This is a genomic window from Bradyrhizobium campsiandrae, assembly GCF_014529705.1.
GTDB classification, from domain to species: domain Bacteria; phylum Pseudomonadota; class Alphaproteobacteria; order Rhizobiales; family Xanthobacteraceae; genus Bradyrhizobium; species Bradyrhizobium campsiandrae.
On sequence record NZ_JAANIH010000078.1, the window covers coordinates 13,126 to 38,965 of the forward strand.

Sequence of the window (25,840 nt, forward strand, 5' to 3'; positions counted from 1 at the left end):
GTTGATGAAGAGAGTCTTGATCGGAGCAGCGCTGTTAGGTGCCATGACCGTGTCGGCCTTAGATGTTCAGGCTTGGGCGATCGAGCTGCCGCCTGAGATCGCCAAGCGCGGCAGCATCAAGGTGGCGCTGGTGCCGAACTATCCGCCGATGGAGTTCCGCGATCCCGCCACCAACGCGCTGTCGGGCTTCGACATCGACCTCGGCGAGGCGCTCGGGCGCAAGCTCGGCGTCAAGATCGAATGGACCGAGACCAGCTTTGCCGAGTTCATGCCGTCGATCTCGACGGGCCGGGTGGATGCCATCCTGTCCGGCTTCACCGACTATGCGAGCCGGCACGAGATCGCCTCCTTCGTCGATTATCTGCGCAGTGGCCCGAAATTCTTCGTGCAGCAATCCCGCGCCTCCGAGTTCAAGGACATGGTTGCGCTGTGCGGCAAGAAGGTCGGCGCCAGCCGCCGCACCATGTTTCCGGCAGAGATCGACAAATGGAGCCAGAAGAATTGCGCCGGCAACCCGGTCCAGTTCGTTGGCACCGACGGCTCGGCCGATGCGCGCACGCAGCTCAGGCAGGGCCGTATCGACGCCGCGGTGCAGGGCAACGAGACGCTGCCCTATCTGATGGATCTCGAGCCGGGCACCTATGCGCCGGTCGGCGATCCCTTCGCAACGCAGTTCACAGGAATTGCGCTGCCGGTCAAGGAACAGGCGTTGCAGCAGGCCGTGGTCGAGGCGCTCGATGGGCTGATCGCCGACGGCACTTACAAGACGCTGCTGGCGAAATGGAAACTGAACGACAACGGAATAGAAAAGGCGACGATCAATGCTGGACAGTAAGGCACTCCAGAGCATTCCGCTCACCCCAGCCAACACCGCGGATCCCGCGCCGGACTATCCCTGGCCCAAGCCGTACACATCGGCGATGTTCCTGTCGTTCGACGTCGATGCGGAGAGCGCGTGGACCAGCAAGGACGCGGTGCATGCGCAGCGGCTCATCACGATGAGCTATGGCGGCTATGAAGCCCGCGTCGGCACACCGAAGCTGCTGGAACTGCTCGACCAGCTCGATCTCAAGGCGACCTTCTTCGTCACGGGCTGGTCGGTCGATGCGCATCCGGCGATGGCGGAATCCATCCTCAAGGCCGGCCACGAGATCGGCCATCACGGTTATCACCATCTCTTGCCCGATCCCGATGATCCCTGGATCGAGGAGGAACTGGAGCGCGGCTTCGACGCGCTGAAGCGCCGGCTTGGCGTCAAGCCATCCGGCTATCGGGCGCCCTATGGCGAGTTCACCGAGGAGCTGCGCGTGGCGCTGGTGCGCCACGGCATCGTCTATACCTCCTCGTTCCGTGACGATGTCAGGCCGTACCGTCATCGCCTCGCCGACGGCAAGCCCGGCACGATCGAGCTGCCGGTGACGGCGAGCTATGACGACTGGATGCACGGCCTCTCCGCGCGCTTCAGCCCGCGCTCGATCTTTCCCAAGGAGCACGTGCTCTCGATCTGGAAGGACGAGCTGGATGAGGTTCGCGACTGGGGCGCGATGGTGACGACGGTGCTGCATCCGCAATGCAGCGGCCGCCCCATGCGGCTGCGCCTGCTGCGCGAGTTTCTCACCTATGCGAAATCCTGCCCGGATGTCTGGATCACCACCGGCGAGAAGATTGCGGAAAACTTCCTGCGCCACGAGGCCGCCAACCGTTGAGAAGTGCCATGACCGGTCGCCGCATCCTCGTCATCAACCCCAACTCCTCGGCGTCGGTGACGGCGGCGATCGACGAAGCGGTCGCGCCGTTGCGGATGTCAAGCGGGCCTGAGATCGAGGTGGTCGGCCTTGCCGAGGGGCCGCCGAGCATCAGCTCGCAACGTGATTCCGACAGCGTGGTGATGCCGCTGGTGGGGCGCGTCACGCGTGACGATGCGGATGCATTCGTGCTGGCCTGCTTCAGCGATCCTGGCCTGCATGCGGTGCGTGAGGCGGCAGGTACGCGGCCGGTGCTGGGCATCGCCGAATGCGGCATCTTTCGTGCGCTGATGCTGGGTGAGCGCTTCGGCATCATCGCGCTGTCGCCATCGAGCATCCGCCGCCAGCAGCGCATGGCGCGGGTGATGGGCGTCGACGGCCGCTATGCCGGAAGCTGGTCGGTCGGTGCCAGCGCGGCGGAGACCGCCAGCGCGGATATTCGCGGGCGTTTGATCGAAGCCGGCCGCGCGCTGGTCACGCAGTGCCGCGCCGATGTCGTGGTGATGGGCTGTGCGGGGATGGCCTCGCACCGCGCGGCGATTGCCGATGCAATCGGTGTCCCCGTGGTCGAGCCGGCGCAACAGGCGGTCGCGGTCGCGATCGGCGCAGTCTTGTTGAACACCTGAAATCCTTTGGAACTTCCTGGAATGTCTCTCTCCCGTCGCTCGTTCCTCAAAGCCGCCGCCGCGATGCCGGCGCTGTCACTGCCCAGCATCGTTCGTGCTGAATCGCAGAGCACGTTGCGCTTCATCCCTGTGATCGACCTCGCCTTCGTCGATCCCATCTATTCGACCGCGCAGGTGTCGCGGAACCATGGCTTCATGGTCTACGACACGCTCTATGGCATGAGCTCCTCGCTCCAGGTCTCGCCGCAGATGCTGTCGGGCCACGTCATCTCCGGTGACCAATTGCAGTGGGACCTCAGCCTGCGTGACGGCTTGTTCTGGCACGATGGCGAGCGCGTTCTGGCGCGCGATTGCGTTGCCAGCATCCGCCGCTGGGCCGCACGCGACGGCTTTGGTGGCGAGCTGATGGAGGCGACCGCCGAGCTCTCGGCCGCCGATGACCGCACCATCCGCTTCCGTCTCAAGCGCCCGTTCCCGCTGCTGCCGCAGGCGCTCGGCAAGGCCGCGATCAACGCCTGCTTCATGATGCCGGAGCGGCTGGCGAGTCAGGATCCGTTCAAGCCGCTGACCGAAGTCATCGGCAGCGGTCCGTTCCGCTATCTCGCCGACGAGCGGGTGCAGGGATCTCGCAACGCCTACGCCAAATTCGAGCGCTATCAGCCGCGCACCGACGGCAGGCCGGATTGGACCGCCGGGCCGAAGATCGTCCACTACGACCGCGTGGTCTGGACCACCACGCCCGATGCCGGCACCGGCGTTGCCGCGCTTCAGACCGGCGAGCAGGATTGGCAGGAAACCACGCCGCATGACCTGCTGCCGATCATCAAGGCCGCCGGCGACATCGAGACGCGCATCCTCGATCCCAGAGGCTACGCCTGCATGCTACGGCTCAATCATCTGCAGCCGCCATTCGACAACCCCGCCATCCGCCGCGCGCTGCTCGGCGCGATCGACCAGTCCGCGTTCATGACCGCCGTTGCGGGCACCGACCCGGCATTTCAGGTCTCGCCGATCGGTTACTTCGCGCCCGGCACGCCGATGGCGAGCGATGTCGGCCTCGACGTGTTCCGTGGCCCGCGCAACTACGACAAGGTCAAGACTGACCTGAAGGCCGCCGGCTACAACGGCGAGAAGATCGTGGTGCTCGTCCCCACCAATTCGCTGGCGCAGAAGCCGCTCGGCGAGATCGCGGTGGATTCGTTGCGCAAGGCTGGTATGAACGTCGAATATGCCGGGCTCGACTTCGCGGTAGTGTTGCAGCGGCAGCTGAAAAAGGACCCGATCGGGCAGGGCGGCTGGAGCGCGGCGGTCGGAAACTGGCAGGGCATCGACTGGCTCAATCCGGCCGGCAACACCAATATCCGCGGCGAAGGCAAGGTCGCCGGCTGGTATGCGAGCCAGAAGATGGGGCCCTTGCGCAGCCAGTGGCTGGCGGCCTCGGAGCTGGCCGAGCAGCAGCGCATCTGCCGCGAGATCCAGGCGGTCGCGTTCGAAGAAATTCCCTATATTCCGATCGGCCTGTACAAGCAGCCGACCGCCTATCGCAAGGACATCACCGGCATTCTCGACGGCACCGCCGTCTTCTGGAACGTGCGCCCCGCATGAGCACCACGGCAATTTTCGGCAGCTATGTGCTGTCACGCAAGGATGGCGCGCAGGATGTGCTGCGCGACCACTGGGTTCTGGTCGAAGGCAAGAGGATCGCGGCAATCACGCGCGACAAGCCAAGCGCCGATCAGATCTATGATCGCCCCGGCCGCTTCGTGTTGCCAGGCCTCTTGAACCTGCACAATCACTGCTTCTCGGAAGCGGTGGCGCGCAGCCACAGCGAGGACGGCAACGGCCGCAAGAACAACCAGAGCATCGTCTACACGGTGCTGCTGCCGCTGACCAAGCGCGGCGCCGAGATCCTGTCGGCGGAAGAGCGCCTTGCGGTGGCGCGGCTCGGCATCCTCCAGCTCCTCAAGGGCGGCGCCACCACGGTGATGGAGCCGTTCCGCAATTCGATCCCGGAGATGTTCGATGCGGCGGAGGAGATGGGCATCCGCTTCTACGGCGCGCCCTATCTGTTCTCGACCTCGGATGCCAAGGCTGGCGCCGACGGCGTAGTCCGTTATTCCGGCGATGATGGCGCCGCCGACCTGGCGACATGGGATGCGCTCTATCAGCGCTGGAACAATCGCGGCGACGGCCGCATCAGCCTCGCCATGAGCCCGCATGCCACCGACACCTGCGGCCCCGATCTGCTCAAGGCCTGCGCCACGCGGGCGCGCGAGCTTGGCGTGCCCATCACGACGCACATGGCGCAGAGCCGCGCCGAGGTCGAGACCATCGGCAAGCGCTATGGCGGCCGCACGCCGGCAGAATATCTCGATTGGCTTGGCCTGCTCGCGCCGGATCTGATGGCGGCGCACTGCATGTTCAGCAGCGACAATGATCTCAAGCTGATGGCTGCGCGCGGCATGACCGTGCTGAACTGCCCGCGCGTGTTCGCGCGCGCCGGAGTCACTGCGGCATTCAGCCGTTTCGCCGAGCACGGCGTGCGCACCGTGGTCGGCACCGACGGCTACAACATGGACCTGCTCGGCGAGCTCAATGCGGCCTCGCTGATCTCCAAGGTCACTTCGCAACGCGCCGACGTCGCCAACTCGCCGGAGCTGATCGAGGCGAACACGGCCGTTGCCGCTGATGTCATCAAGCGGCCGGATCTCGGCCGCATCGAGCCGGGCGCCACCGCCGATCTCACCGTGGTCGATCTCACCCATCCGCACCTGCAGCCGCTGTTCGACCCGCGCCGCGCGCTGATCGCGCTCGCCAACCGCGCCAATATCGACCAGGTCATGGTCGACGGCCGCGTGCTGATCAATGAGGGGCGCTATCTCGGCGCCAATGAAGCGGCGATCACGGCAGCGGGCGCGGCTGCCATTGGCAAGATCTGGGACCTGCCGGAGGCACAGGCCGCGTTCAACGGCTAGCTCTCGAACTCCGCGAGCGACTTGCGCACGGTCTCGACCAGGTCGAGCGCGACCGGGGAGGGGCTGCGCTGGGCGGGAAACACCGCGGAGAATTCGAAATCGATGCGCGGCAGGAAGCGGCGCACGACGACGCCGCGGGTTGCGAATTCCTGCGCGGTGAAGGGGTCGCAGATCGCAACGCCAAGTCCTGACGACACCAGGCCACACATGATCTCGGACAGCGCGGTCTCCACACGCAGCACGCGGCGGACATCGTGGCGATGAAAAACCTGGTCGACGAGATGCCGGCTCGACGATCCCGCCGACAATGAAATGAATGTCTCGCCCTCGAAGTCACGCGGCTCCAGCACGGTCTTTTCCGCGAGGCGATGACCCGTCGGCAGCACCGCGACGCGCGCCGGCGCCGGCAGTTTCTGGCTCGGCAGGCCGGAATGCGCGATCGGGACCTCGGCAAAGCCGACATCACACTGATTGTTCAACACCCAGTCGACCACGATCGGCGAGATCACGCCGAAAAAGGCGAGGTTGAGGTTCGGCCGCTCTTTCAGGAAGTGACCGGTGAGCCGCGGTAAGTATCCGTTCGACAGCGCCGGCAGTGCGGCGATTCGCAGCGAGCCGGTGCGGCGGCCGCGGATTTCTTCCGCCGCGGCGGTGATGCGTTCGAGGCCGACGAAGGAGCGCTCCACCTCGGTGTAGAGTGCCATCGCCGCGGCGGTCGGCACGAGGCCAGTGCCGCGCCGCTCGAACAACTCCATCTTCAACAGCGCCTGCAGGTCGCGCAGCAAGCGGCTGACCGCCGGCTGCGTCACCTTCATCAACGCCGCCGCCTCGGTGACGCTGCCCGTGAGCATGGTGGCGCGGAAGGCTTCCACCTGCCGCGAATTGATCCGGGCCATGCGCAATTCCATTCATAACATTTACGCATGCAAAGGATGCCATTATTCATTGGACGATGGAAGCATAGGTTTGCGATCTTTTTCATCAGAGCTGGAGACAGCCCGCTTTTTCGGCAGATTGGAGGGGTTCAAACCTCCAGATCGCGCCAAAATCCGCTGCGCAGGGGCCGGAGCCCTGTTTCCAGCGGATCGGCGCGGAAGGAAATGCGGCAACGCGCTTCGGCCAGCGAGACTTGTCGGCACGTCACCTCATTCCGGTATTGGAGATCGGTCCATATGAAGACTTTTCGCCTTCTGACCGCGGTCAGCATCGCAGCGCTCATTGCCGTCCCGACGGCCGTCTCGGCCCAGCAGAAAACGCTCTATGTCGCCGGCTATGGCGGATCTTTCGAGAAGACCATCCGCGACGAGGTGATCCCGGCCTTCGAGAAGGAAAACGGGGTCAAGGTTGAATATGTCGCCGGCAACTCCACCGACACGTTGGCGAAACTCCAGGCCCAGAAGGGCAACCAGCAGATCGACGTCGCCATCGTCGATGACGGCCCGATGTACCAGGCGATCCAGCTCGGCTTCTGCGGCAAGCTCGACGGGCTGCCGGCCGCCGATCTCTACGACACCGCGCGCTTCAAGGACGATCGCGCGGTTGCGATCGGCATCGTCGCGACGGGTCTGATGTACAACACCAAGGTGTTCAAGGAGAAAGGCTGGGCGCCGCCGACCTCGTGGAACGATCTCAAAGACACGAAATATGCCAAGCAGCTCGTCGTCCCGCCGATCAACAACACCTATGGTCTCGAAGCGCTGGTGATGCTGTCGAAGATGAACGGCGGCGGCGAGTCCAATGTCGATTCCGGCTTCAAGATCTTCAAGGACGAGATCAATCCGAACGTGCTCGCCTATGAGCCGTCGCCGGGCAAGATGACCGAGCTGTTCCAATCCGGCCAGGCCGTCATCGCGGTGTGGGGCACCGGTCGCGTGCAGAGCTTCGCTAATACCGGTTTTCCCGTCGACTTCGTCTATCCGAAAGAGGGCGCGGCGACGCTGCTGACCACGGCCTGCCCTATCGCCAAGCCGAATGCCTCGCCACTGGCGTCCAGCTTCGTGAAGATGCTGCTCGATCCAAAAATCCAGCTCGTGATGCTGAAGGATTACGGCTATGGCCCGGTGTTGAAATCGTTGGTGGTGCCGCCGGAGCTCGGCAAGATGGCGCCGATCGGCGAGCGCGCGGCCAAGCTCTACAATCCGGACTGGACCGTGATCAACGAGAAGCGCGAGGAGTGGACCAAGCGCTGGAACCGCGAGGTCGAACGCTGATCGTGCGCAGCGGAACCAGCGTCATGGCCTATCTCGAGCTCGATCGGGTCGCAAAACAGTTCGGCGCGCAGACTGTGGTCGACGACTTCAGCCTGTCGGTGGGCAAGGGCGAGTTCATCTCCTTCCTTGGCCCCTCCGGCTGCGGCAAGACCACGACGCTGCAGATGATCGCGGGCTTCCTCGATCCCACCCGCGGCGCGATCCGCCTCGAGGGCAAGGACCTGACCGCGATCCATCCCGCCAAGCGTGGCCTCGGCATCGTGTTCCAGAGCTACGCGCTGTTTCCGCACATGACGGCGGCGGAAAACGTCGCCTTCGGCCTGGAGATGCGCAATGTGCCGCGTGCTGACAGGGCCGAGCGCGTCCGTGCCGCGCTCGCGATGGTGGGCCTCGCCGGTTACGAGGACCGCCATCCGCGCCGCATGTCCGGCGGCCAGCAGCAGCGCGTCGCGCTGGCGCGGGCGCTGGTGATCAAGCCGAGCGTGCTGCTGCTCGACGAGCCGCTGTCGAATCTCGATGCAAAACTGCGCGAGGAGATGCAGATCGAGCTGCGCCAGATCCAGCGCACGATCGGCACCACCACGATTCTGGTGACCCACGACCAGAATGAGGCGATGTCGCTGTCCGACCGCATCGTGGTGATGAGTCAGGGCAAGATCGAGCAGATCGGCACGCCGCAGGAAACCTACGAGAAGCCGGCCTCGGCCTTCGTCTCGCAATTTTTGGGTAAGACCAATGACTTTGCCGGGACGATCGACCGGACCGTCTCGCCGACGCAGCTGGTCGCGGGCTCCTGGCGCGCGCCGGCGCCGGCCGCGCTTGGCGGCCCTGTGACCGTCAGCGTCAGGCCCGAACGAATCGGCTTTGGCGATACGGGCCTCAGCGCCAAAATCATCACGCGCATCTTCCAGGGCAATCACTGGCTGTTCCAGTGCGACAGCGAATGCGGCCCGGCCATCGTGATCCGCCAGAATGACGGCACCGTGCAGCCGGCCGAAGGCGACGCCGTTCGCCTCACCTGGCGTCCCGAGGACATGAGCGTGCGCGCGAGGGCCGGCGCATGAGTGCAGTCGCCGAAGAGCGCAACACGCGTGCCCCCTGGGCCCTGACCGGACCCGCCTTGATGCTGTTCGTCGGCGTGCTGCTGGTTCCGCTGGCGATGACGGTGATGCTGTCGTTCCACGATTGGGGCCAGTACAAGGGCATCGAGCCGGTCTTCATCCTCAAGAACTGGAAGGAGATCGCGACCGATCCCTACTACGCCGAGATGTTCTGGCGGACGTTTCGCATCGCCATCCTGACCACGCTGCTCACCGCTCTGCTCGGCGCGCCCGAGGCCTACATCCTCAACCGCATGAGCGGACGCTGGAAGAGCTTCTTCCTGCTGGTCATTCTCGGGCCGCTCCTGATCTCCGTGGTGGCGCGCACGCTCGGCTGGGCGCTGCTGTTCGGCGGCAACAACGGCCTCGTCAACAAGCTCCTGATGTCAGCAGGCGCGATCCGATTCCCCATTCCCTTCATGTTCACCGAAACCGGCATGGTCGTCGCGCTCGCGCATGTGATGATGCCGTTCATGGTGTTGTCGGTATGGGCCGCGCTGCAGCGCCTCGATCCCCAGATCGAGAATGCCGCGATGTCACTCGGCGCCGGCCCGCTCACCATCATCCGCCGCATCATCATGCCGCAGATCATGCCGGGCGTGCTCTCGGGTGCGATCATCGTGTTCTCGCTCTCGGCCAGTGCGTTCGCGACGCCGGCGATCATCGGTGGCCGCCGGCTCAAGGTCGCAGCGACGCTCGCCTATGACGAATTCCTCAACACGCTGAACTGGCCGCTCGGTGCGGCCGTTGCCACGCTGCTGCTGGTCGCGCTGGTGCTGATCGTGGTCGGCAGCAATGCGCTGATCGAGCGCCGCTACGCGGAGGTGTTCCGATGAGCCGGAATGGCCCGCTCGCACTGATCTTCCATACCATCTTCGTCATCGTCATGGTGGCGCCGATCCTGGTGGTCTGCCTCGTCGCCTTCACGCCCGAAGGCTTCCTATCGCTGCCGACCAACGGCTTTTCGCTGCGCTGGTTCAGAACCATCGCGCAATATCCCGAATTCATCCATGCGTTCTGGGTCAGCCTTGGCCTCGGCGCGCTGTCATCCTTCGTTGCGCTGCTGTTCGCGGTGCCGGCGGCGCTGGCGATCGCGCGCTACCGCTTCCGCGGCCGTGACGCGCTCGCCGCGCTGTTCCTGTCACCGCTGATGATTCCACATGTGGTGCTCGGCATCGCCTTCCTGCGCTTCTTCACCTCGGCCGGTCTCGGCGGCAGCTTCGCGGCGCTGATCATCGCGCATGTCATCATCGTGTTTCCGTTCGCGCTGCGGCTGACGCTGGCGGCGGCGACCGGCATGGACCGCACGGTCGAGATGGCGGCGGTCTCGCTCGGGGCCGGCGGCTGGACGCTGTTCCGCCGCGTGACCTTGCCGCTGATCCTGCCCGGCGTCATTAGTGGTTGGGCGCTCGCCTTCATCCAGTCCTTCGACGATCTCACCATGACCGTCTTTCTCGCGGCGCCCGGCACGGAGACGTTGCCGGTGCGCATGTTCCTTTATATCCAGGACAACATCGATCCGCTGGTGACGTCGGTCTCGGCCTGCGTGATCGCTGTGACCATGACTGCCCTCATTCTGCTCGATCGCTTCTACGGGCTCGACCGCGTGCTCGCCGGCAAGGGCGATACGGGACGATAGGAGAATCCATGTCCAGGGACTACGACGTCGCCGTGGTCGGCGGCGGATTGCTCGGCTCCGCCATCGCCTGGGGCCTCGGTCGGCTCGGCAAGACGGTCGCCGTGCTCGACGAAGGCGACATCACCAAGCGTGCCTCGCGTGCCAATTTTGCGCTGGTCTGGGTGCAGAGCAAGGGGCTCGGCATGCCGGCCTATACGGTGTGGACGGTGCAGGCCTCGCAGGCGTGGGGCCGGCTTGCCTCCGAGCTGAAGCAGCAGACGGGGCTCGATGTCGCGCTCCAGCAGAATGGCGGCTTTCATCTGACGCTGGGCGAGGACGAATTCGGCCAGCGCGCCGAGTTGGTCAAACGCATGCACAACCAGGTTGGAGCCGCCGACTACAAGATGGAGATGCTGCGTCCTTCGGAGATCAGGAAGGCGCTGCCGCTGATCGGCCCCGAGGTCTCCGGCGGCAGCTATTGTCCGCTCGATGGCCACGTCAATTCGCTGCGCACGTTCCGCGCGTTCCACACCGGCTTCAAGGCATTCGGCATCGACTATTTTCCGGAGCGTCCGGTCTCAGCGATCAGCAAAGGCGGTGGTGAATTCCGTCTGGCGACGCCGAAGGGCGAGCTGCGCGCCGCCAAGATCGTGCTCGCCGCCGGCAACGCCAATCAGACGCTGGCACCGATGGTCGGTCTCTACGCACCGATGGGCCCGACCCGCGGTCAGGTCGTGGTGACCGAGCGCACCATGCCGTTCCTGCCGCATCCCCTCACCACGATGCGCCAGACCGACGAGGGCACCGTGATGATCGGCGACAGCAAGGAGGACGAGCTGGATGATCGTACGCTGAAGCCTTCGATCAGCGGCGTGATGGCCGACCGCGCGCAGCGCATGTTCCCGCATCTGGCGCGGCTCAATGTGGTCAGGAGCTGGTCCGGCATCCGCGTCATGCCGCAGGATGGTTTTCCGATCTACGACCAGTCGGAGACGCATCCCGGCGCCTTCGTCGCCTGCTGCCATTCCGGCGTGACGCTCGCCTCCAACCACGCCTTCGAGGTCGCGCGGATGGTGGCGCAGGGCGCGCTCGAACCCGAGCTGGTCGGTCCGTTCTCCGCCAGCCGTTTTGGTGCCGCCGGCGCCGCGAACAACAGCGGCTATTAGAAATACTGAAGGAGCCAAGAGGCATCCCATGTTCAAGAGATCCGAACAGGACAAACGGCCGCAGGTGCGGATCTTCGTCGACGGTGTGGCCGTCGCGGCACGCCAGGGCGACCCCGTGTCTGCCGCGCTGCTCGCATCCGGTCTTGATGCGCGGCGCTCGACCGCGGTGAGCGGCGCGCCGCGTCTGCCCTATTGCATGATGGGCGTGTGCTTCGACTGCCTCGTCACCATCGACGGCGTCGGCAATCGCCAGGGCTGTCTCGTGCCCGTCACGGACGGCATGCAGATCGAGATTCAGAAGGGCAAGCGGGAGATCGGAAAATGACTGTGGCCCCCAAGCGCGGAGACTACGACGTCGTGGTGATCGGCGCCGGCCCTGCCGGCCTTGCCGCGGCCGCGACGTCGGCCGAAGCCGGCCTGTCCACGCTGCTGCTCGACGAGAATGCCGGCCCGGGCGGCCAGGTGTTTCGCGCGATTTCCTCGACACCCGTTACCAATCGCAGCCAGCTCGGTGCGGATTACTGGGTCGGTGCCGATCTCGTGCAGTCGCTCCGCGCGAGCAGCGCCGAGGTCGTCCATCGTGCGACGGTCTGGAGCCTCGATCGCAATCTCGACATCGCCGTCTCGATCGGTGGCGCCTCGGCCTTCGTCAAGGCCAAGCGCGTGATCCTCGCGACCGGCGCGCTGGAGCGGCCGTTCCCGATTCCCGGTTGGACGCTGCCCGGCGTGATGACCGCGGGAGCCGCGCAGACCATGTTGAAATCCTCGGCGCTGGTGCCTGATGGCCGCACGGTGATCGCGGGGCAAGGGCCGTTGCTGTGGCTGCTTGCTGCGCAGATCCTGCGGCTCGGCGGCCGCATCGATCGCATCCTCGACACCACCGCACGCGGCAACTATTTCGCCGCGCTGCCTCACGCCTTTGCGTTCGTGACCTCGCCCTATTTCACCAAGGGCCTGTCGATGATGCGCGAAGTCAAGGCAAAGGTGCAGGTCGTCTCCGGCGTCACCGAGCTCTCCGCATCGGGGGACGGCCAGCTCGCCAGCGTGAGCTATGTCGCGGGCAGCAAGCGCGAGACCATTCCTGCCGATCTCCTGCTGCTGCACCAGGGCGTCGTGCCCAACGTCAATCTGGCGATGGCGGCCGGCATCGAGCATCGTTGGGACGATCTGCAATTGTGCTGGTCGCCCGTGCTCGACGCGAACGGCAATTCGTCGGTCGCCGGCATCGCGATCGCCGGCGACGGCGCCGGCATCGGCGGCGCCAATGCGGCCGTGGTGCGGGGCCGCATCGCGGCGCGTGGCGCGGTGGACGCGCTGGCGCCAGCAGCAGCGGCGAAGCTCCCTGCGATGGCGACGCTCCGCACCGATCTCGCCAGGGCCGAGCGCGGCCGCGTGTTCCTCGACACGCTGTTCCGCCCGGCGCCGCAATTCCGCATTCCCCAGGGCGACACGATCGTCTGCCGCTGCGAAGAGGTGACGGCCATGGACGTTCTCGACTCCGTCGCGATCGGTGCGACCGGGCCGAACCAGCTCAAGGCCTATCGCCGCACCGGCATGGGCCCGTGCCAGGGCCGTCTCTGCGGTCTCACCGTCACCGAATTGATGGCGCAGGCGCGCGGCAAGACTCCGCAGGAGATCGGCTATTACCGGCTGCGTGCGCCGGTGAAGCCGATCACGCTGGCCGAGCTCGCCGCCGTGCCGAAGAGCGAGTCCGACGTCAAGGCGGTGGTGCGAGGATGACGACCAACGTCGATGCGATCGTCATCGGCGGCGGCATCCACGGATGCTCGACCACGCTGCATCTGTGTCTCGCCGGCCTGAAGCCGGTGCTGATCGAGAAGGACTACGCCGGCCGGCACGCTTCCGGCGTCAATGCGGGCGGCGTCCGGCAGCTCGCGCGGCACGTTCCGGAGATCCCGCTCTCGATCCGCTCGATGGGAATCTGGGAGAAGATCTCGGATCTCCTCGACGACGATTGCAGCTTCGAGAGCCATGGTCAGGTGCTGGTTGCCGAGAACGAGGACGAGCTTGCGGTTTGCCGCGCCCGTGTCGCCGAGCTCAACGCGCTCGGTTTCACCCACGAAGAGCTGATCGATTCGGCCGAATTGCGCCGTCTCGTGCCCGCGGTCGCGGAGACCTGTCCCGGCGGCGTGGTCTCGCGCCGTGACGGCGCCGCCAATCCGGCGCAGACGACCACGGCGTTCCGGCGCAAAGCCGAGCAACTGGGCGCGATCGTGCGCGAAGGCGTCGCCGCCTCTAACATCCACTACAGCGACGGCCTCTGGCACGTCGATGCGGGTTCGGAAAGTTTTGCCGCTCCAGTGCTGGTGAACGCGGCCGGCGCCTGGGCCGGCAGGATCGCGGCCGCGCTTGGCGAACCGGTGCCGGTCGAGACCGTCGCACCGATGCTGATGATCACCTCGCGCGTGCCGCACTTCATCGACCCCGTGGTGATCCTGCGCGGACGAAAGCTGTCGTTCAAGCAGTTCAAGAACGGTACGGTACTGATCGGCGGCGGCCATCTGGCGACGCCCTACCAGGACCGCAACGAGACGGTGCTGGACTGGAAGAGCCTCGCCATCAGCGCCCGCACCGTGTTCGAGCTGTTCCCCGTGATGCGCAGCGCCACCATCGTGCGCGCCTGGGCCGGCATCGAGGCGAAGATGAAGGACGACATCCCCGTGTTCGGACCGAGCAGCCGCCACAAGGGGCTCTATCACCAGTTCGGCTTCTCGCTGCACGGCTTTCAGCTCGGCCCCGGCGCCGGCGCCGTGATGGCGGAGCTGGTCGTCAACGGCGGCACCCAGACCCGCATCGGCGATCTCGGCATCGACCGGTTCCATCCCTCCACGCTCTAAGAAGAAGAGGACATCATGAGCATCACCCGCAGCATCCGCACGCCCATCATGCACCGCGCCGTCGAGGCCAACGGCTTCGTTTTCGTCGGCGGCACCATCGCCGACGATACGTCGGCCTCGATGGGCGACCAGACCCGCAACATCCTCGGCAAGATCGCCGGCTACCTCAAGGAAGCCGGTACCGACAAGAGCCGCGTCGTCAGCGCGTCGATCTTCGTCACCGATCTCTCGAAGAAAAAGGAGATGGATGCGGCCTGGACCGAGTTCTTCGGTGAGAATCTGCCGACCCGTGCCACCGTGGGCGTCGCCGATCTCGGCGGCGGGGCGTTGATCGAGGTCGTCGTCACTGCGCTGAAGGGCTGATCCGCTCACTCGGATTTGGCGAACATCCCGACCAGAGTCTCGCGCAGCCAGCGCTGCGCGGGCACGGTGTCGTTACGCTGGTGCCAGAACAGGCTGACGATGCGTGGCGGAGCCCGGAGCGGTATCGGCATCGCGTGCAGGAACGGCGCTTGCCTTGATTGCGAGCGGAGGTCGCTCGGCAGCACCGCGATGAGGTCGGACTGTCGCACGACCTCATAGGCGGCGCTGTAGTGATTCACGGTCGCGACCAGGTTGCGCGACAGCCCACGTGAAGCGAGAAAGAGGTCGTAGGAGGGCAGGGTCTTTCCGGCGAGGCTCACATCGACATGCGCAGCGTTGAGGAAGGTCCGGATGCTCAGCCGCTTCTGGGCCGCCAGCGGATGGCCGCGCCGCATGAAGCAGGCGTAATCGACGGTCCACAGCGAGCGTGAGCGAATCGCGGCGGGCTGCTGGGCTTCGTTGACATAAACGCTGAGCACGCAATCGACCCTGTTCTCCTCGAGCTGGTCGCCGATCTCCAAGACGGTGTTGGGGACGGTATGGACGCGTGCCTTCGGCGCGATCCCGCCGAGATGCTTCAGCAGATCAGGCATCACCAGCGAAGAAACGTAGTCCGACATCGACAGGCTGAACTCGGTCTGTGCGCGGGCCGGATCGAACACTTGTTCGTCGAGCGCCCCGCGCATGCGTTCCAGCGCTTCTCCGATTGGCTCCCACAGCGCAGCGGCGCGCTGGGTCGGGCGAATGCCCGTGCCGGAACGCACGAAGAGAGGGTCGCCGAGCGCGTCGCGCAGCCGCGCCAATGCGTTGCTGACCGCAGGCTGGGTCATCCGCAGCGCGTTCGCCGCGCGCGTGACGCTGCCCTCGGTCATGAGCGCCTCGAACACTTTCAGCAGGTTGAGGTCGAGCGCGCGGAACGACACACATTCACCGTGGTGATATATCAGATCAAGATTATAAATTATGACGATAATGTCACTTTGTCTATGGTTGCCTCCCGAGCGGCGCGCCGGGCCCGTGACATCAGAGGGGACTTCCATGTCGATGATATCGGCGCGCATCGAGCGCCTTCCGTTCGCACGCTTTCACTCGCATCTGCTGCTGATGGGCGGGCTCGGCTACATGTTCGACGCGATGGACGCGGCGGTGCTCGCTTTCATCCTGCCGGTGCTGCGCACGGCATGGAATCTGTCGAGCGTCCAGATCGGCGTGCTCGGCAGCAGCACTTATATCGGATTCCTGTTCGGGGCCCTGTTCGCCGGCACGCTCGGTGACCTGATCGGGCGCCGCGCGGTGATGATGTCGGCGCTGGCGCTCTATTGCGCGGCATCCATCGTCAGTGCGGTGGTCGACACCTGGCCCGCCTTTTTCGCCGCGCGCATCGTGGCCGGCATGGGCACCGGGGCGGAGAGCGCGATCATCGCGCCCTATCTCGCGGAGTTCGTGGCACGGCGCTACCGCGGCAGTTTCACCGGCGCGCTCGCCGGCTTCTTCTCCTTCGGCTTCGTGGCCGCGGCGCTGCTCGGTTACTTCATCGTGCCCTCCTACGACAATGGCTGGCGCATCGTGCTCATCATCACGGCGGTGCCGGTCGTCATGCTGCTGTGGTGGCGGCGGGCCCTGCCGGAATCGCCGCGCTGGCTCGAAAGCCGGGGGCGGGAGAAGGAAGCCGAGGCCGTTCTCGACAGGATCGAGGCGGGCTTTGCACGCGAAGGCCGTGTCCTGCCGCAGCCTGTCCTCGAAGCCGTGGCCCCGACCGACACCGGCGGAACGCTGCTGGCGAATTTCGCGGCGCTTCTGGCCGCCCGCCAGGCGCGGATCACCATCATGACCTGGATTATGTGGCTGGCGATCACCTTCAGCTATTATTCCTTCTTCGTCTGGATCCCCGGTCTCCTGGTCCAGAACGGCATGAGCATCACCAAGAGCTTCGGCTACTCGATCGCGATCTATTGCGCGCAGATTCCCGGCTATTTCAGCGCCGCCTATTTCAACGAGCGCATCGGCCGGCAGGCGACGATAGCGACCTACATGCTGCTCGGCGGCGCCAGCGCGCTCGGTCTCGCCTTTGCGCAGACGGATCAGCACATCATGATTGCGGGCATTCTGCTCTCGCTGTTCATGAACGGCACCTATGCGGGCGTCTATGCCTACACTGCCGAGGTGTTTCCGACCCCGATCAGGACCACCGGCGCAGGGCTTGCCTCCGCCATCGGCCGCATCGGCGCGATCGTCTCGCCGATCCTGGTCGGCTACCTCTATCCCAATTTCGGCTTCGCCGGCGTGTTCGGCGTCACCACCACCGTGTTGCTGCTCGGGGCGCTCACCGTGGTGGTGATGGGCGTGCCGACGCGCGGCAGGTCGCTGGAAGAGATTGCGTCGGGTGAGGTTGCATGAGGCGGACACGATCCAAGACTGATCCTTTGCTCTGCGCCGTCGCCTCGGCGCAGGACAAAGTGGATCAGCCGGGCGCATTGTTTGGCGCGCTGGACCAGGCCTTGCAGTCGGCGATCGGGCACAAGCTGTTCACGATCCTGACTTACGAGGGCGAGACCGGTGAGGCCGCGCGGATTTATTCCAACCTTCCCGGTCCCTATCCCAGGGACGGACGCAAGCGCCTGGCGCCGGGGCCGTGGACCGAAGCGGTGCTCGAGCGCGGCGAGGCCTATATTGGCCGCACGCACGACGATCTGCGCAACGTATTTTCCGACCACGCGCTGATTGCCTCGCTCGGCTGCGCAAGCGTGCTCAACATGCCCGTGCGCTGGCGCGGACGCACGCTCGGATCGCTCAATCTGTTGCACGAGGCGGGCTGGTACGACGAGGACGACGTCGCCGCCTGCCTGCCGTTTGCCCAGCTCACATTGCCGGCGCTGCTCGCGCCGGCCCAGCCCTGACAGGAAACCATCATGTCCAGCACCCTCTTCAAGAACGCCGCTCTACTCGACCCACTTCAGGGCGAATTGCTGGAGGGCCATGAGGTGCTGGTCGAAGGCGATCTGATCAAGGAGGTCTCGGATCGGCCGATCAAGGCCACCACTGAGCGGACCATCGATCTGAAGGGCAAGACGCTGATGCCCGGCCTGATCGACCTTCACGTACACACCATCGCGATCGAGCTCAATCTGGCGCAACAGGTTCACATTCCCAATGTGCTGGTGACGCTGCGTTCGACATTGCTGCTGCGCGGTATGCTGCGGCGAGGCTTTACCACCGTCCGCGATGCCGGCGGCGCCGGCCACGCGATGAAGCAGGCGATCGAGACCGGCCTGACCGATGGCCCGCGGCTGTTCGTGTCGGGCCGCGCGCTGAGCCAGACCGGCGGCCATGGCGACATGCGGGCGCGTTCGGATTACCTCGCCAGCGACACGACGTGTCCCTGCTGCGTGCGCGTCGGTGCGCTCGCGCGCGTCGCCGACGGGGTCGACGGCGTGCGCAAGGCGGTGCGCGAGGAGCTGCAGATGGGCGCCGACCAGATCAAGATCATGGCCTCCGGCGGCGTCGCATCGCCGACCGATCCGGTCGGTGCGTTCGGCTACTCCGAGGACGAGATCCGCGCCATCGTCGAGGAGGCCCAGGGCCGGCAGACCTATGTGCTCGCCCATGCCTATACCGCGGCGGCGATCGCGCGCGCCGTCCGCTGCGGCGTGCGCACAATCGAGCATGGCAATCTCATCGATGATCAGGTCGCGCGCCTGATGGCCGCGAAGGGCGCCTATGTGGTGCCGACGCTCGTCACCTACGAAGCATTGGCAAACGAGGGCGCGCAATACGGCCTGCCGCCGGAGAGCGTCGCCAAGATCGCCGACGTCCGTGATGCCGGCCTGCGCTCGCTCGAGATCTATCGCAAGGCCGGAGTGAAGATGGGCTACGGCAGCGACCTGCTTGGACCGTCGCAACGGCTCCAGAGCGACGAATTCCGCATCCGCGCGGAAATCCTGGGCGCGCGCGAGGTCATCGCCAGCGCGACATTGGTCGGAGCCGAGGTGCTTGGCATGGAGGGCAAGCTGGGCCGGATCATGCCCGACGCTCTCGCGGATCTGCTGGTGGTCGATGGCGACCCCTTGCGTGACATCACATGCCTGCTCGGCCAGGGCGAACGCATTCCGCTGGTGATGAAGGCCGGCAGGGTCCAGTTCGACAGGCTGGCTGCGTAGACGGGGCCAAGGTGGCTCAAACATGACGAAGATGTAATGGTCCGGAACTGCTACGGGGGCTTCTGCTTGCGATGATTTCCGCATATCGATAGGGGACTAGGCTGGAATGCCCAATGTCCTCGCAGACCAATAACAACAAGCTGGCGATCAAATTTCGCTGCCCCAAAGAGCTGGAAGGACTGCTGCCGCAGCCAATCCCGGCCAACCTCGGCGTCCCCGACTGGCTCAAGTCGATGCCGACCACAGCCTTTAGCGCGCTCAACCAGCAGGACGACGACACCATCAAGCGCTGTCCGCCCTTCATCGACGCGATGACCTGCGGTTTCCTGATTCCGCTGATCTGCGATCTCAAGGTCGAGGATGGCGAGATCGTCTGGGACAACGACATCCCTCCGGGCGGCGAGATCGACTTTCCGCGTTCGCCAATCAGCTTTCACGACCAGAGCCAGCTCACCGGCTCGCCGCTGTTCGAAGCCGATCGTTTCGTCATCAAGTTTCACAATCTCTGGACCATCGAAGCCCCGGAAGGCTATGCGCTGTTCTTCACGCATCCGGTCAACCGCTTCGATCTGCCCTTCACTACGCTGAGCGGCCTCGTCGATTGCGACCGCTATCGCGACAGCTGGATCCACTTTCCGGCGCACTGGCACGACACGAGCTTTCGCGGCGTGTTGCCCAAGGGCACGCCGATCGCGCAATGCATTCCAGTCAAGCGTGAAGGCTGGGCCGGGCAGACGTCCGCCTTCACGGAGGACGAGGCGCAGAAGGTCCAAGCTTTGCACGCCGCGCTGAAACGCGAGCCAGGGATGTATCGCCGGAAGTTCAGGGCGTAGCCCCCCGTTCGGGCTCGCGCGCGAAAAATTTCGCCGCCGCACTCGGACGGAAGAAGAAGCGGCCGCGCGAGGAGGTGGCCATCGCGAGGGCGGCGCGGCCCAGCATGTGCGGTCGTCCCCGAAACACCGAACGCAGGGCGGCCTCGCCGCTGGCGCGCTCACCCATCTCCATCAGGCAGACCGCAAGATTGGCGCGTGACAGCAAGTCGTCCGGGCGAAGCCCGAGCGCGTGACGGTAGGTGTCGGCGGCCTCCTTGTAGGAACCGTCGCGCAGCTGCGCCCACGCAAGCTCGGTCAACACGTCGGTGCGTCCCGGCGCCGCGGCGCGCGCAGCCGCCAGAACCCGGCGCGCCTCGCTGCGATTGTTGTTGCGCAGATGCAGGCGGCCGAGGTCGAGCTGCAGGTCGACGTTGCCAGGCGCGAGCGCGAGGGCTTCCTGCATGATCGCGACCGCCGCACCGATCTCGCCGGTGTTCGCAAGCTGGCCGGCCAGTTCCTGGAACGCCGGCAGATAGGGCGGACGGCGGGCTGTGGTCTTGCGCAATTGTGCGATCCCGTCGCTTGTCCGCCGCGCGCCGCACAACGCATGGCCGAGCAGTGTCTCCATCTCCGGATCGTCATTGCGCCGCACAACGCGTTCGAGCGGCGCGATCGCCTCCTCCGTACGGCCCTGGCCGATCATTGCGTGTGCCAGGATCATGACCGCATTGCGGTCCGCGCGATTGGATTTGAGGGCTTCGCTGGCAAGCTGCCGTGCAGTGTCGAACTGCCTGGCCCGCAGCGCCATGAAGGCTTGTTGCAACAGCTGGGCGAGCGCGCTGTTCGGCCTGCCGGTCACGTCCTGGCCTCTTTGTTGTGGCTTGTCATCCAGACACGGGCTTTATCCGCGTCTATCGTGCGCGACGCGAAGCGTCCATCAACGAGTTCGTGAGGCCTTGGTGGCCGCTCCGAGGACATGACCTGATCCTGGCCTAATCTTGGCTTGATCTTGCCGGCCGACGGGATTATGAACGCGCCCTCATCAGGGATATTAGCAGCCATGGATTTTACCCCGACCGCAACGCCGATCCGCTTTGCTCACGGGGAATTCCATGCCTGCTTCGATCATCCTGTCGCGCCTGTCGCTGTCTACGCCTGACGGCCGCTCTCTCCTTTCCAACATCGATCTGACTTTCGGTTCCGAACGCGCCGGCCTCGTTGGCCGCAACGGCGTCGGCAAGACAACGCTGCTGGCCGCGATCGCGGGTGAGCACGCTCCGCAGTCGGGTCGTGCGACCGTCAGCGGCACCATCGGGCTGCTGCGTCAGGATGCCCAGCTCCGCGCAGGCGCGACGGTCGTCGATCTCTTCGGCGTGCGGGATGCCCTGGATCTGGCTCGCCGGGCGGAGCGTGGCGATGCCTCGACCGGGGAGATCGCCGAGGTCGACTGGACTCTGGAGACGCGGCTCGCATCCGCCCTTGCCCGTGTCGGCTTCGATATCGCGCCGGACACCGAATTGGACCATTTGTCAGGCGGGCAGGTCACGCGCGTTCGTCTCGCTGCGCTGCTGTTCTCCGAGCCGGACTTCCTGCTGCTGGATGAGCCCACCAACAATCTCGATCGCGACGGACGCAAGGCGGTGGCTGATTTGCTTGCGGGTTGGCGCGGCGGCGCGATCGTCGTCAGTCATGATCGGGATTTGCTCGACACGATGGACGCCATCGTCGAGCTGACGTCGCTGGGCGCCACGCGATATGGCGGCAACTGGAGCAGCTATCGCGCGCAGAAGGCGGTCGCGCTCGCGGCCGTCAGGCACGACCTCGCCCATGCCGAGAAGCACCTGTCGGAGATCGACGGCAAGGCGCAGGAGGCGGCCGAACGCAAGGCACGCAAGGACAGCGGCGGCAAGAAGAAGCGGGCCAAGGGCGACATGCCACGGATACTGGCCGGCGCACGCCGGGATCGCAGCGAGGACAGCGGCGGCAAGGCCGCGCAGATCGCTGAACGGCGACGCGCGGAGGCGCTTGATGCGGTCGGCGCCGCCCGCCGCCGCATTGAAATCCTTCAGCCGCTGTCGGTGAAATTATCCTCGACGCAGCTTCCGGCGGGCAGGGAGCTGGTTCGGCTCGATCGCGTCAGCGCATTCTATCAGCCCGAGCAGCCGATCTTTCGCGATTTATCGTTCAGCATCGTCGGTCCGGAACGCGTCGCGATTGTCGGGCCCAACGGCTCCGGCAAGACGACGCTGCTGAAGCTCGTCACCGGCGAGTTGCGCCCTGTTGCCGGCATCGTGAGGGTCAGGCCCGACTTCGCGCTGTTCGACCAGAAGGTCAGCCTGCTCGACCCCAAAATCTCGATCCTCGACAATTTCGGACGTCTCAATCCGAAGGCGGGTGCCAACGAATGCCATGCCGCGCTGGCGCGCTTCATGTTTCGCGCGGATGCGGCCATGCAGATCGTCGGCAGCTTTAGCGGCGGGCAGTTGTTTCGCGCGGGGCTTGCTTGCGTGCTGGGAGGCTCGACGCCACCCTCCCTGGTGATCCTGGACGAGCCGACCAATCATCTGGACCTCGAGTCCATCGCAGCCGTCGAAGCGGGCCTCCGCGGTTATGACGGCGCGCTGCTCGTCGTCAGCCATGACGAGGCGTTCCTGCAGGCCATCGGGGTGACGCGCCGGCTTGATATCGGCGCATCAGGCAGATTGTTCGACCCAGATGAACAATGATGCCGGCCGCCGGCTGATGATCTTCCATCAGGAAAGGCGCAAATCCCTCCGTGTCAGCCGCGGCCAGCGGCCCGGAATCACGGAGAAGGCAAAATGTCCAACGCCAGCAAGAAAGTCGCCATCGTCACCGGAGGCTCGCGCGGCATCGGCGCTGCGATCGCAGAACGCCTCGCCGCAGACGGCTTTGCCGTCGTCATCAATTATGCCGGCAGTGCCGCTGAAGCGGAGGCGCTGGCCGGGAAGATCGTGCGGGCCGGCGGCCGGGCCGTCGCCGCGCAGGCCGATGTCAGCGACGCTGCCGCCGTGGCGCAGATGTTTGAGACGGCCGAGCGCGCGTTCGGCGGCGTCGACGTGCTCGTCAACAATGCCGGCGTGATGCGGCTGGCGGCACTGGCCGACGCCGACGATGCCGGGTTCGATAGCCAGGTCGCGATCAACCTGAAAGGCACCTTCAACACGCTGCGCGAGGCGGCGCGCCGGCTGCGCAGTGGCGGCCGCATCGTCAACCTGTCGTCCAGCCAGGCCGGCATCCTGTCCCCGACCTACGGCATCTATGCCGCCACCAAGGCGGCGGTCGAAGCCCTGACGCATGTGCTGGCCAAGGAGCTGCGCGGACGCAACATCACCGTCAACGCCGTGGCGCCCGGTCCAACCGCAACGAGGCTCTTTCTGGACGGCAAGTCAAAGGAGCTGGTCGACCATCTCGCCAAGCTCGCGCCGCTGGAGCGGCTCGGCCAGCCCGAGGACATCGCTGCGGCAGTTGCGTTCCTGGCGAGTGCTGATGGTGGCTGGATCAACGGGCAGGTGCTGCGCGCCAATGGCGGGATCATCTGATCCCGCCGCCTGTTCCGGATAATGTTCAAATACCCGACGCCCTGCCCCCAGCGCGTCGGGTGGAATGGATGAGTATCAATCGGTGATCCCAACGCCAGTGTTGTGACTCGCACTGCGACAATTTTCCATTCCGGAAAACTACCGCAATGGAACCGGGCTGCGCCTGCGCCGATCTCTGGGAGCGCGGCTCTACGGGCTGCCACCTGGCTCCAGCGCTTCGCCCATCTCCAGCGGATGCGCCATGGTCTCGTGCAGCGCCTCGCGGTCGAGCTCGCCTTCGGAGATGCTGATGACGACGCACGCGACGCCGTTGCCGACGAGGTTCGTCAGCGCGCGGCACTCGCTCATGAACTTGTCGATGCCGACCAGGATCGCGATCGACTGGATCGGAATATCAGGCACGATCGAGAGCGTCGCCGCGAGTGTGATGAACCCGGCGCCTGTGACGCCCGAAGCGCCCTTCGAGGTGATCATGGCAATCCCGAGAATGCCGAGCTCCTGCCCGATGGTGAGATGCGTGTTGGTGGCCTGCGCCAGGAACAGCGTCGCCAGCGTCATGTAGATGTTGGTGCCGTCGAGGTTGAAGCTGTAGCCGGTCGGGATCACGAGGCCGACCACGGAGCGCGAGGCGCCGAGATGCTCCATCTTCTGGATCATCTGGGGCAGCACCGTTTCCGACGATGAGGTGCCGAGCACGATCAGGAGCTCGTCCTTGATATAGGCGATGAAGCGCAGGATCGAGAAGCCGGCCAGCCGCGCGATCGAGCCCAGCACGATCAGCACGAACAGGATGCTGGTGAGATAGAACGTGCCGATCAGCGCGGCGAGGTTGAGCAGCGAGCCAAGGCCGTAGGCACCCACGGTAAACGCCATGGCGCCGAACGCGCCGATCGGCGCCACGCGCACGATGATGCGAATGATGCCGAAGAACATCTTCGCGGCCTTGTCGACGGCCTCCGCGATCGGCTCGCCGGCCTTGCCGAGGAAGGCGATGGCGAACCCGGACAGGATCGAGACCAGCAGCACCTGGAGCAGGTCGCCGCGCGCGATCGCACCAAAATAGCTGTCGGGGATGATCCCCATCAGATGGGCGACGATGCCGTCCTCCTTGGCCTTGGTGACATAGGTTGCGACCGACTTCGGGTCGATCGTCGCGGGATCGATGTTGAAGCCGTGCCCGGGCTGGAGCACCTCGCCGACCAGGAGGCCGAAAGCCAACGCCACGGTCGATACTGATTCGAAATAGATCAGTGATTTCAGCCCGACCCGGCCGACCCGCTTGAGATCGCCCATCGAGGAGATGCCGTGCACCACGGTGCAGAAGATCACCGGCGCGATCATCATCTTGATCAGTGCAATGAAGCCGTCGCCGAGCGGCTTCAGAGCCTTGCCGAGATCCGGATAGGAATAGCCGATCAGCACCCCGAGCGCGATCGCGATCAGCACCTGGACGTAGAGGATCTTGTACCAGGGCTGATGCCGGCGGTGGACGGCTGGCTGGATCGCAATCTGTGTCATAAGTTGGGTCTCGGAACGCATTGATCTTGCATGATTTACATCATGTGATGATCGCAGCATAAGCAACAATCACATTTTTGTCGGATCGCACGAAGATCAATCGCTGCACCGCAATGGGGGAAACATGTCGAACGCATCAGGCGCGACCGAGCAGGCGCAGAGCTATTTTCCGCGTTGGACGCTGAAGACCGCGGGCGTCATCATGCCGGAGGCGCGACTGTCATGGGACCAGACCATCGTCTCCGGCCTGCAGCATTGCATCGCCATGTCCGGCTCGACGATCATCGCGCCGCTGCTGATGGGATTCGATCCCAATGTTGCGGTCCTGTTCTCCGGCATCGGCACGTTGATCTTCTTCGTCATCGTCGCCGGACGCGTGCCGAGCTATCTCGGCTCGAGCTTCGCCTTCATCGCCGTCGTCCTCGCCGCCACAGGCTATGCCGGGCAGGGGCCGAATCCGAACATCTCCGTTGCGCTCGGCGGCATCGTTGGTGCCGGCGTGCTCTATGGCATGATCGCGCTGATCGTGATGTGGTCGGGAAGCGGCTGGGTCGAGCGCCTGATGCCGCCGGCCGTCACGGGCGCCGTGGTCGCCGCAATCGGCCTCAACCTCGCGCCCGTCGCGGTCAAGGCGGTGAGTGCCAATGCGTTCGAGACCTGGATCGGCCTTGCGACCGTCCTGATGATCGGCGTGGTGGCCGTGGCCGCGCCCGGCCTGTGGCGCCGCCTGCCGATCATCCTGGGGGCGATCGGCGGCTATCTGTTGTACCTGCTGTTTGCGAACGGTCTCGGTTTCGGCAAGCCGATCGATTTCGCGCAGCTTTCGGCCGCGCCGTGGTTCGGCCTGCCGAACTTCACGACGCCGACCTTCAAGGCCGACGCCATCTTTCTGATCGCCCCGGTTGCGGTCATCCTCGTCGCCGAGAACCTCGGGCACATCAAGGCCGTCGGCGCCATGACGGGTCGCAGTCTCGATGCCTATCTTGGCCGCGCTCTGTTCGCGGACAGTCTTGCGACCATCGTGGCGGCCTGCGGCGGCGGTACCGGTGTCACCACCTATGCCGAGAACATCGGCGTCATGGCGGCGACGAAGGTCTATTCGACCTTGCTGTTTGCGTTTGCGGCGACCGTG

At 65.3% G+C, this 25,840-nt stretch carries 25 protein-coding genes; 21 read left to right on the forward strand and 4 right to left on the reverse strand.

Translation table 11 applies throughout. The features are described 5' to 3' along the window. The first annotated feature begins 4 nt into the window (after positions 1-4). Genes G8O24_RS36650 through G8O24_RS36670 form a run of 5 tightly spaced genes read left to right on the forward strand, consistent with a single transcriptional unit; the run spans position 5 to position 5,346 of the window. Positions 5-835, forward strand: a complete 831-nt coding sequence (locus G8O24_RS36650) for an ABC transporter substrate-binding protein (RefSeq protein WP_188107385.1) — start codon at positions 5-7, stop codon at positions 833-835. Then, positions 822-1,706 (forward strand): polysaccharide deacetylase family protein, encoded by an 885-nt coding sequence (locus G8O24_RS36655; protein WP_188107386.1) that lies wholly within the window; start codon positions 822-824, stop codon positions 1,704-1,706. Before G8O24_RS36650 ends, G8O24_RS36655 begins: the two co-directional genes overlap by 14 nt. An 8-nt stretch (positions 1,707-1,714) precedes the next feature. Then, entirely contained in the window at positions 1,715-2,371 is a 657-nt protein-coding gene (locus tag G8O24_RS36660; protein WP_188107387.1) for an aspartate/glutamate racemase family protein, read from the forward strand. Between the two features lie 21 nt (positions 2,372-2,392). Then, a complete protein-coding gene (locus tag G8O24_RS36665) occupies positions 2,393-3,976 on the forward strand; it encodes an ABC transporter substrate-binding protein (RefSeq protein ID WP_188107388.1) in 1,584 nt (527 codons plus the stop codon). Then, positions 3,973-5,346, forward strand: coding sequence for an amidohydrolase family protein (locus tag G8O24_RS36670; protein ID WP_188107389.1), 1,374 nt, complete (start codon positions 3,973-3,975; stop codon positions 5,344-5,346). Before G8O24_RS36665 ends, G8O24_RS36670 begins: the two co-directional genes overlap by 4 nt. Here the strand turns inward: G8O24_RS36670 and G8O24_RS36675 are convergent. Further along, positions 5,343-6,242 carry a LysR substrate-binding domain-containing protein gene (locus tag G8O24_RS36675; RefSeq protein ID WP_188107390.1) on the reverse strand — a complete coding sequence of 300 codons (900 nt, stop codon included), beginning with the start codon at positions 6,240-6,242 and terminating at the stop codon, positions 5,343-5,345. The genes G8O24_RS36670 and G8O24_RS36675 overlap by 4 nt on opposite strands. Before the next feature lie 276 nt (positions 6,243-6,518). Here G8O24_RS36675 and G8O24_RS36680 point away from each other — a divergent pair, with 276 nt between their 5' ends. Genes G8O24_RS36680 through G8O24_RS36720 form a run of 9 tightly spaced genes read left to right on the forward strand, consistent with a single transcriptional unit; the run spans position 6,519 to position 14,661 of the window. After that, positions 6,519-7,556 (forward strand): ABC transporter substrate-binding protein, encoded by a 1,038-nt coding sequence (locus G8O24_RS36680; RefSeq protein WP_188107391.1) that lies wholly within the window; start codon positions 6,519-6,521, stop codon positions 7,554-7,556. Positions 7,557-7,579: 23 nt separating this feature from the next. Then, positions 7,580-8,620, forward strand: coding sequence for an ABC transporter ATP-binding protein (locus tag G8O24_RS36685; RefSeq protein WP_188107409.1), 1,041 nt, complete (start codon positions 7,580-7,582; stop codon positions 8,618-8,620). Then, a complete protein-coding gene (locus G8O24_RS36690; RefSeq protein ID WP_188107392.1) occupies positions 8,617-9,492 on the forward strand; it encodes an ABC transporter permease in 876 nt (291 codons plus the stop codon). The genes G8O24_RS36685 and G8O24_RS36690 overlap by 4 nt, the downstream gene beginning before the upstream one ends. Continuing rightward, positions 9,489-10,295, forward strand: coding sequence for an ABC transporter permease (locus G8O24_RS36695; protein WP_188107393.1), 807 nt, complete (start codon positions 9,489-9,491; stop codon positions 10,293-10,295). The genes G8O24_RS36690 and G8O24_RS36695 overlap by 4 nt, the downstream gene beginning before the upstream one ends. Positions 10,296-10,303: 8 nt before the next feature. Then, positions 10,304-11,440, forward strand: coding sequence for an NAD(P)/FAD-dependent oxidoreductase (locus G8O24_RS36700; RefSeq protein ID WP_188107394.1), 1,137 nt, complete (start codon positions 10,304-10,306; stop codon positions 11,438-11,440). Positions 11,441-11,468: 28 nt separating this feature from the next. Beyond that, positions 11,469-11,765, forward strand: a complete 297-nt coding sequence (locus tag G8O24_RS36705) for a (2Fe-2S)-binding protein (protein ID WP_188107395.1) — start codon at positions 11,469-11,471, stop codon at positions 11,763-11,765. Beyond that, the gene (locus G8O24_RS36710; protein ID WP_188107396.1) at positions 11,762-13,180 is read left to right on the forward strand and encodes an FAD/NAD(P)-dependent oxidoreductase; all 1,419 of its coding nucleotides are present in this window, start codon (positions 11,762-11,764) and stop codon (positions 13,178-13,180) included. The genes G8O24_RS36705 and G8O24_RS36710 overlap by 4 nt, the downstream gene beginning before the upstream one ends. After that, entirely contained in the window at positions 13,177-14,298 is a 1,122-nt protein-coding gene (locus G8O24_RS36715) for an NAD(P)/FAD-dependent oxidoreductase (protein ID WP_188107397.1), read from the forward strand. The genes G8O24_RS36710 and G8O24_RS36715 overlap by 4 nt, the downstream gene beginning before the upstream one ends. 15 nt (positions 14,299-14,313) lie before the next feature. Beyond that, entirely contained in the window at positions 14,314-14,661 is a 348-nt protein-coding gene (locus G8O24_RS36720) for a RidA family protein (protein ID WP_188107398.1), read from the forward strand. Positions 14,662-14,666: 5 nt separating this feature from the next. Here the strand turns inward: G8O24_RS36720 and G8O24_RS36725 are convergent, their stop codons facing one another. Next, the gene (locus tag G8O24_RS36725; protein ID WP_306666334.1) at positions 14,667-15,533 is read right to left on the reverse strand and encodes a LysR family transcriptional regulator; all 867 of its coding nucleotides are present in this window, start codon (positions 15,531-15,533) and stop codon (positions 14,667-14,669) included. Between the two features lie 166 nt (positions 15,534-15,699). Between G8O24_RS36725 and G8O24_RS36730 the strand changes: the two genes are divergently transcribed. From G8O24_RS36730 to G8O24_RS36745, 4 genes are all read left to right on the forward strand, one after another. Further along, positions 15,700-17,058, forward strand: a complete 1,359-nt coding sequence (locus G8O24_RS36730; RefSeq protein WP_188107399.1) for an MFS transporter — start codon at positions 15,700-15,702, stop codon at positions 17,056-17,058. Next, a complete protein-coding gene (locus tag G8O24_RS36735; RefSeq protein ID WP_188107400.1) occupies positions 17,055-17,558 on the forward strand; it encodes a GAF domain-containing protein in 504 nt (167 codons plus the stop codon). Before G8O24_RS36730 ends, G8O24_RS36735 begins: the two co-directional genes overlap by 4 nt. Before the next feature lie 12 nt (positions 17,559-17,570). Continuing rightward, positions 17,571-18,818 carry a metal-dependent hydrolase family protein gene (locus G8O24_RS36740; protein ID WP_188107401.1) on the forward strand — a complete coding sequence of 416 codons (1,248 nt, stop codon included), beginning with the start codon at positions 17,571-17,573 and terminating at the stop codon, positions 18,816-18,818. 113 nt (positions 18,819-18,931) lie between these two features. Continuing rightward, entirely contained in the window at positions 18,932-19,651 is a 720-nt protein-coding gene (locus G8O24_RS36745) for a hypothetical protein (RefSeq protein ID WP_188107402.1), read from the forward strand. Here the strand turns inward: G8O24_RS36745 and G8O24_RS36750 are convergent. Then, a complete protein-coding gene (locus tag G8O24_RS36750; protein ID WP_311972263.1) occupies positions 19,641-20,489 on the reverse strand; it encodes a tetratricopeptide repeat protein in 849 nt (282 codons plus the stop codon). The genes G8O24_RS36745 and G8O24_RS36750 overlap by 11 nt on opposite strands. 253 nt (positions 20,490-20,742) lie before the next feature. On the opposite strand from G8O24_RS36750, the gene G8O24_RS36755 reads away from it, so the two are divergent. Together G8O24_RS36755 and G8O24_RS36760 are read left to right on the forward strand one after the other, a co-directional pair. Then, positions 20,743-22,356 carry an ABC-F family ATP-binding cassette domain-containing protein gene (locus G8O24_RS36755; protein WP_188107403.1) on the forward strand — a complete coding sequence of 538 codons (1,614 nt, stop codon included), beginning with the start codon at positions 20,743-20,745 and terminating at the stop codon, positions 22,354-22,356. 93 nt (positions 22,357-22,449) lie between these two features. Further along, the gene (locus tag G8O24_RS36760) at positions 22,450-23,190 is read left to right on the forward strand and encodes an SDR family oxidoreductase (RefSeq protein ID WP_188107404.1); all 741 of its coding nucleotides are present in this window, start codon (positions 22,450-22,452) and stop codon (positions 23,188-23,190) included. Positions 23,191-23,379: 189 nt separating this feature from the next. On the opposite strand, the gene G8O24_RS36765 is transcribed toward G8O24_RS36760, so the two are convergent. After that, positions 23,380-24,708: a dicarboxylate/amino acid:cation symporter gene (locus G8O24_RS36765; RefSeq protein ID WP_188107405.1), complete on the reverse strand. Its 1,329-nt coding sequence runs from the start codon at positions 24,706-24,708 to the stop codon at positions 23,380-23,382. A 124-nt stretch (positions 24,709-24,832) separates the two neighbouring features. Here G8O24_RS36765 and G8O24_RS36770 point away from each other — a divergent pair. Further along, positions 24,833-25,840 (forward strand): solute carrier family 23 protein (locus G8O24_RS36770; protein ID WP_188107406.1); only part of this gene is annotated, 1,008 nt, incomplete at its 3' end.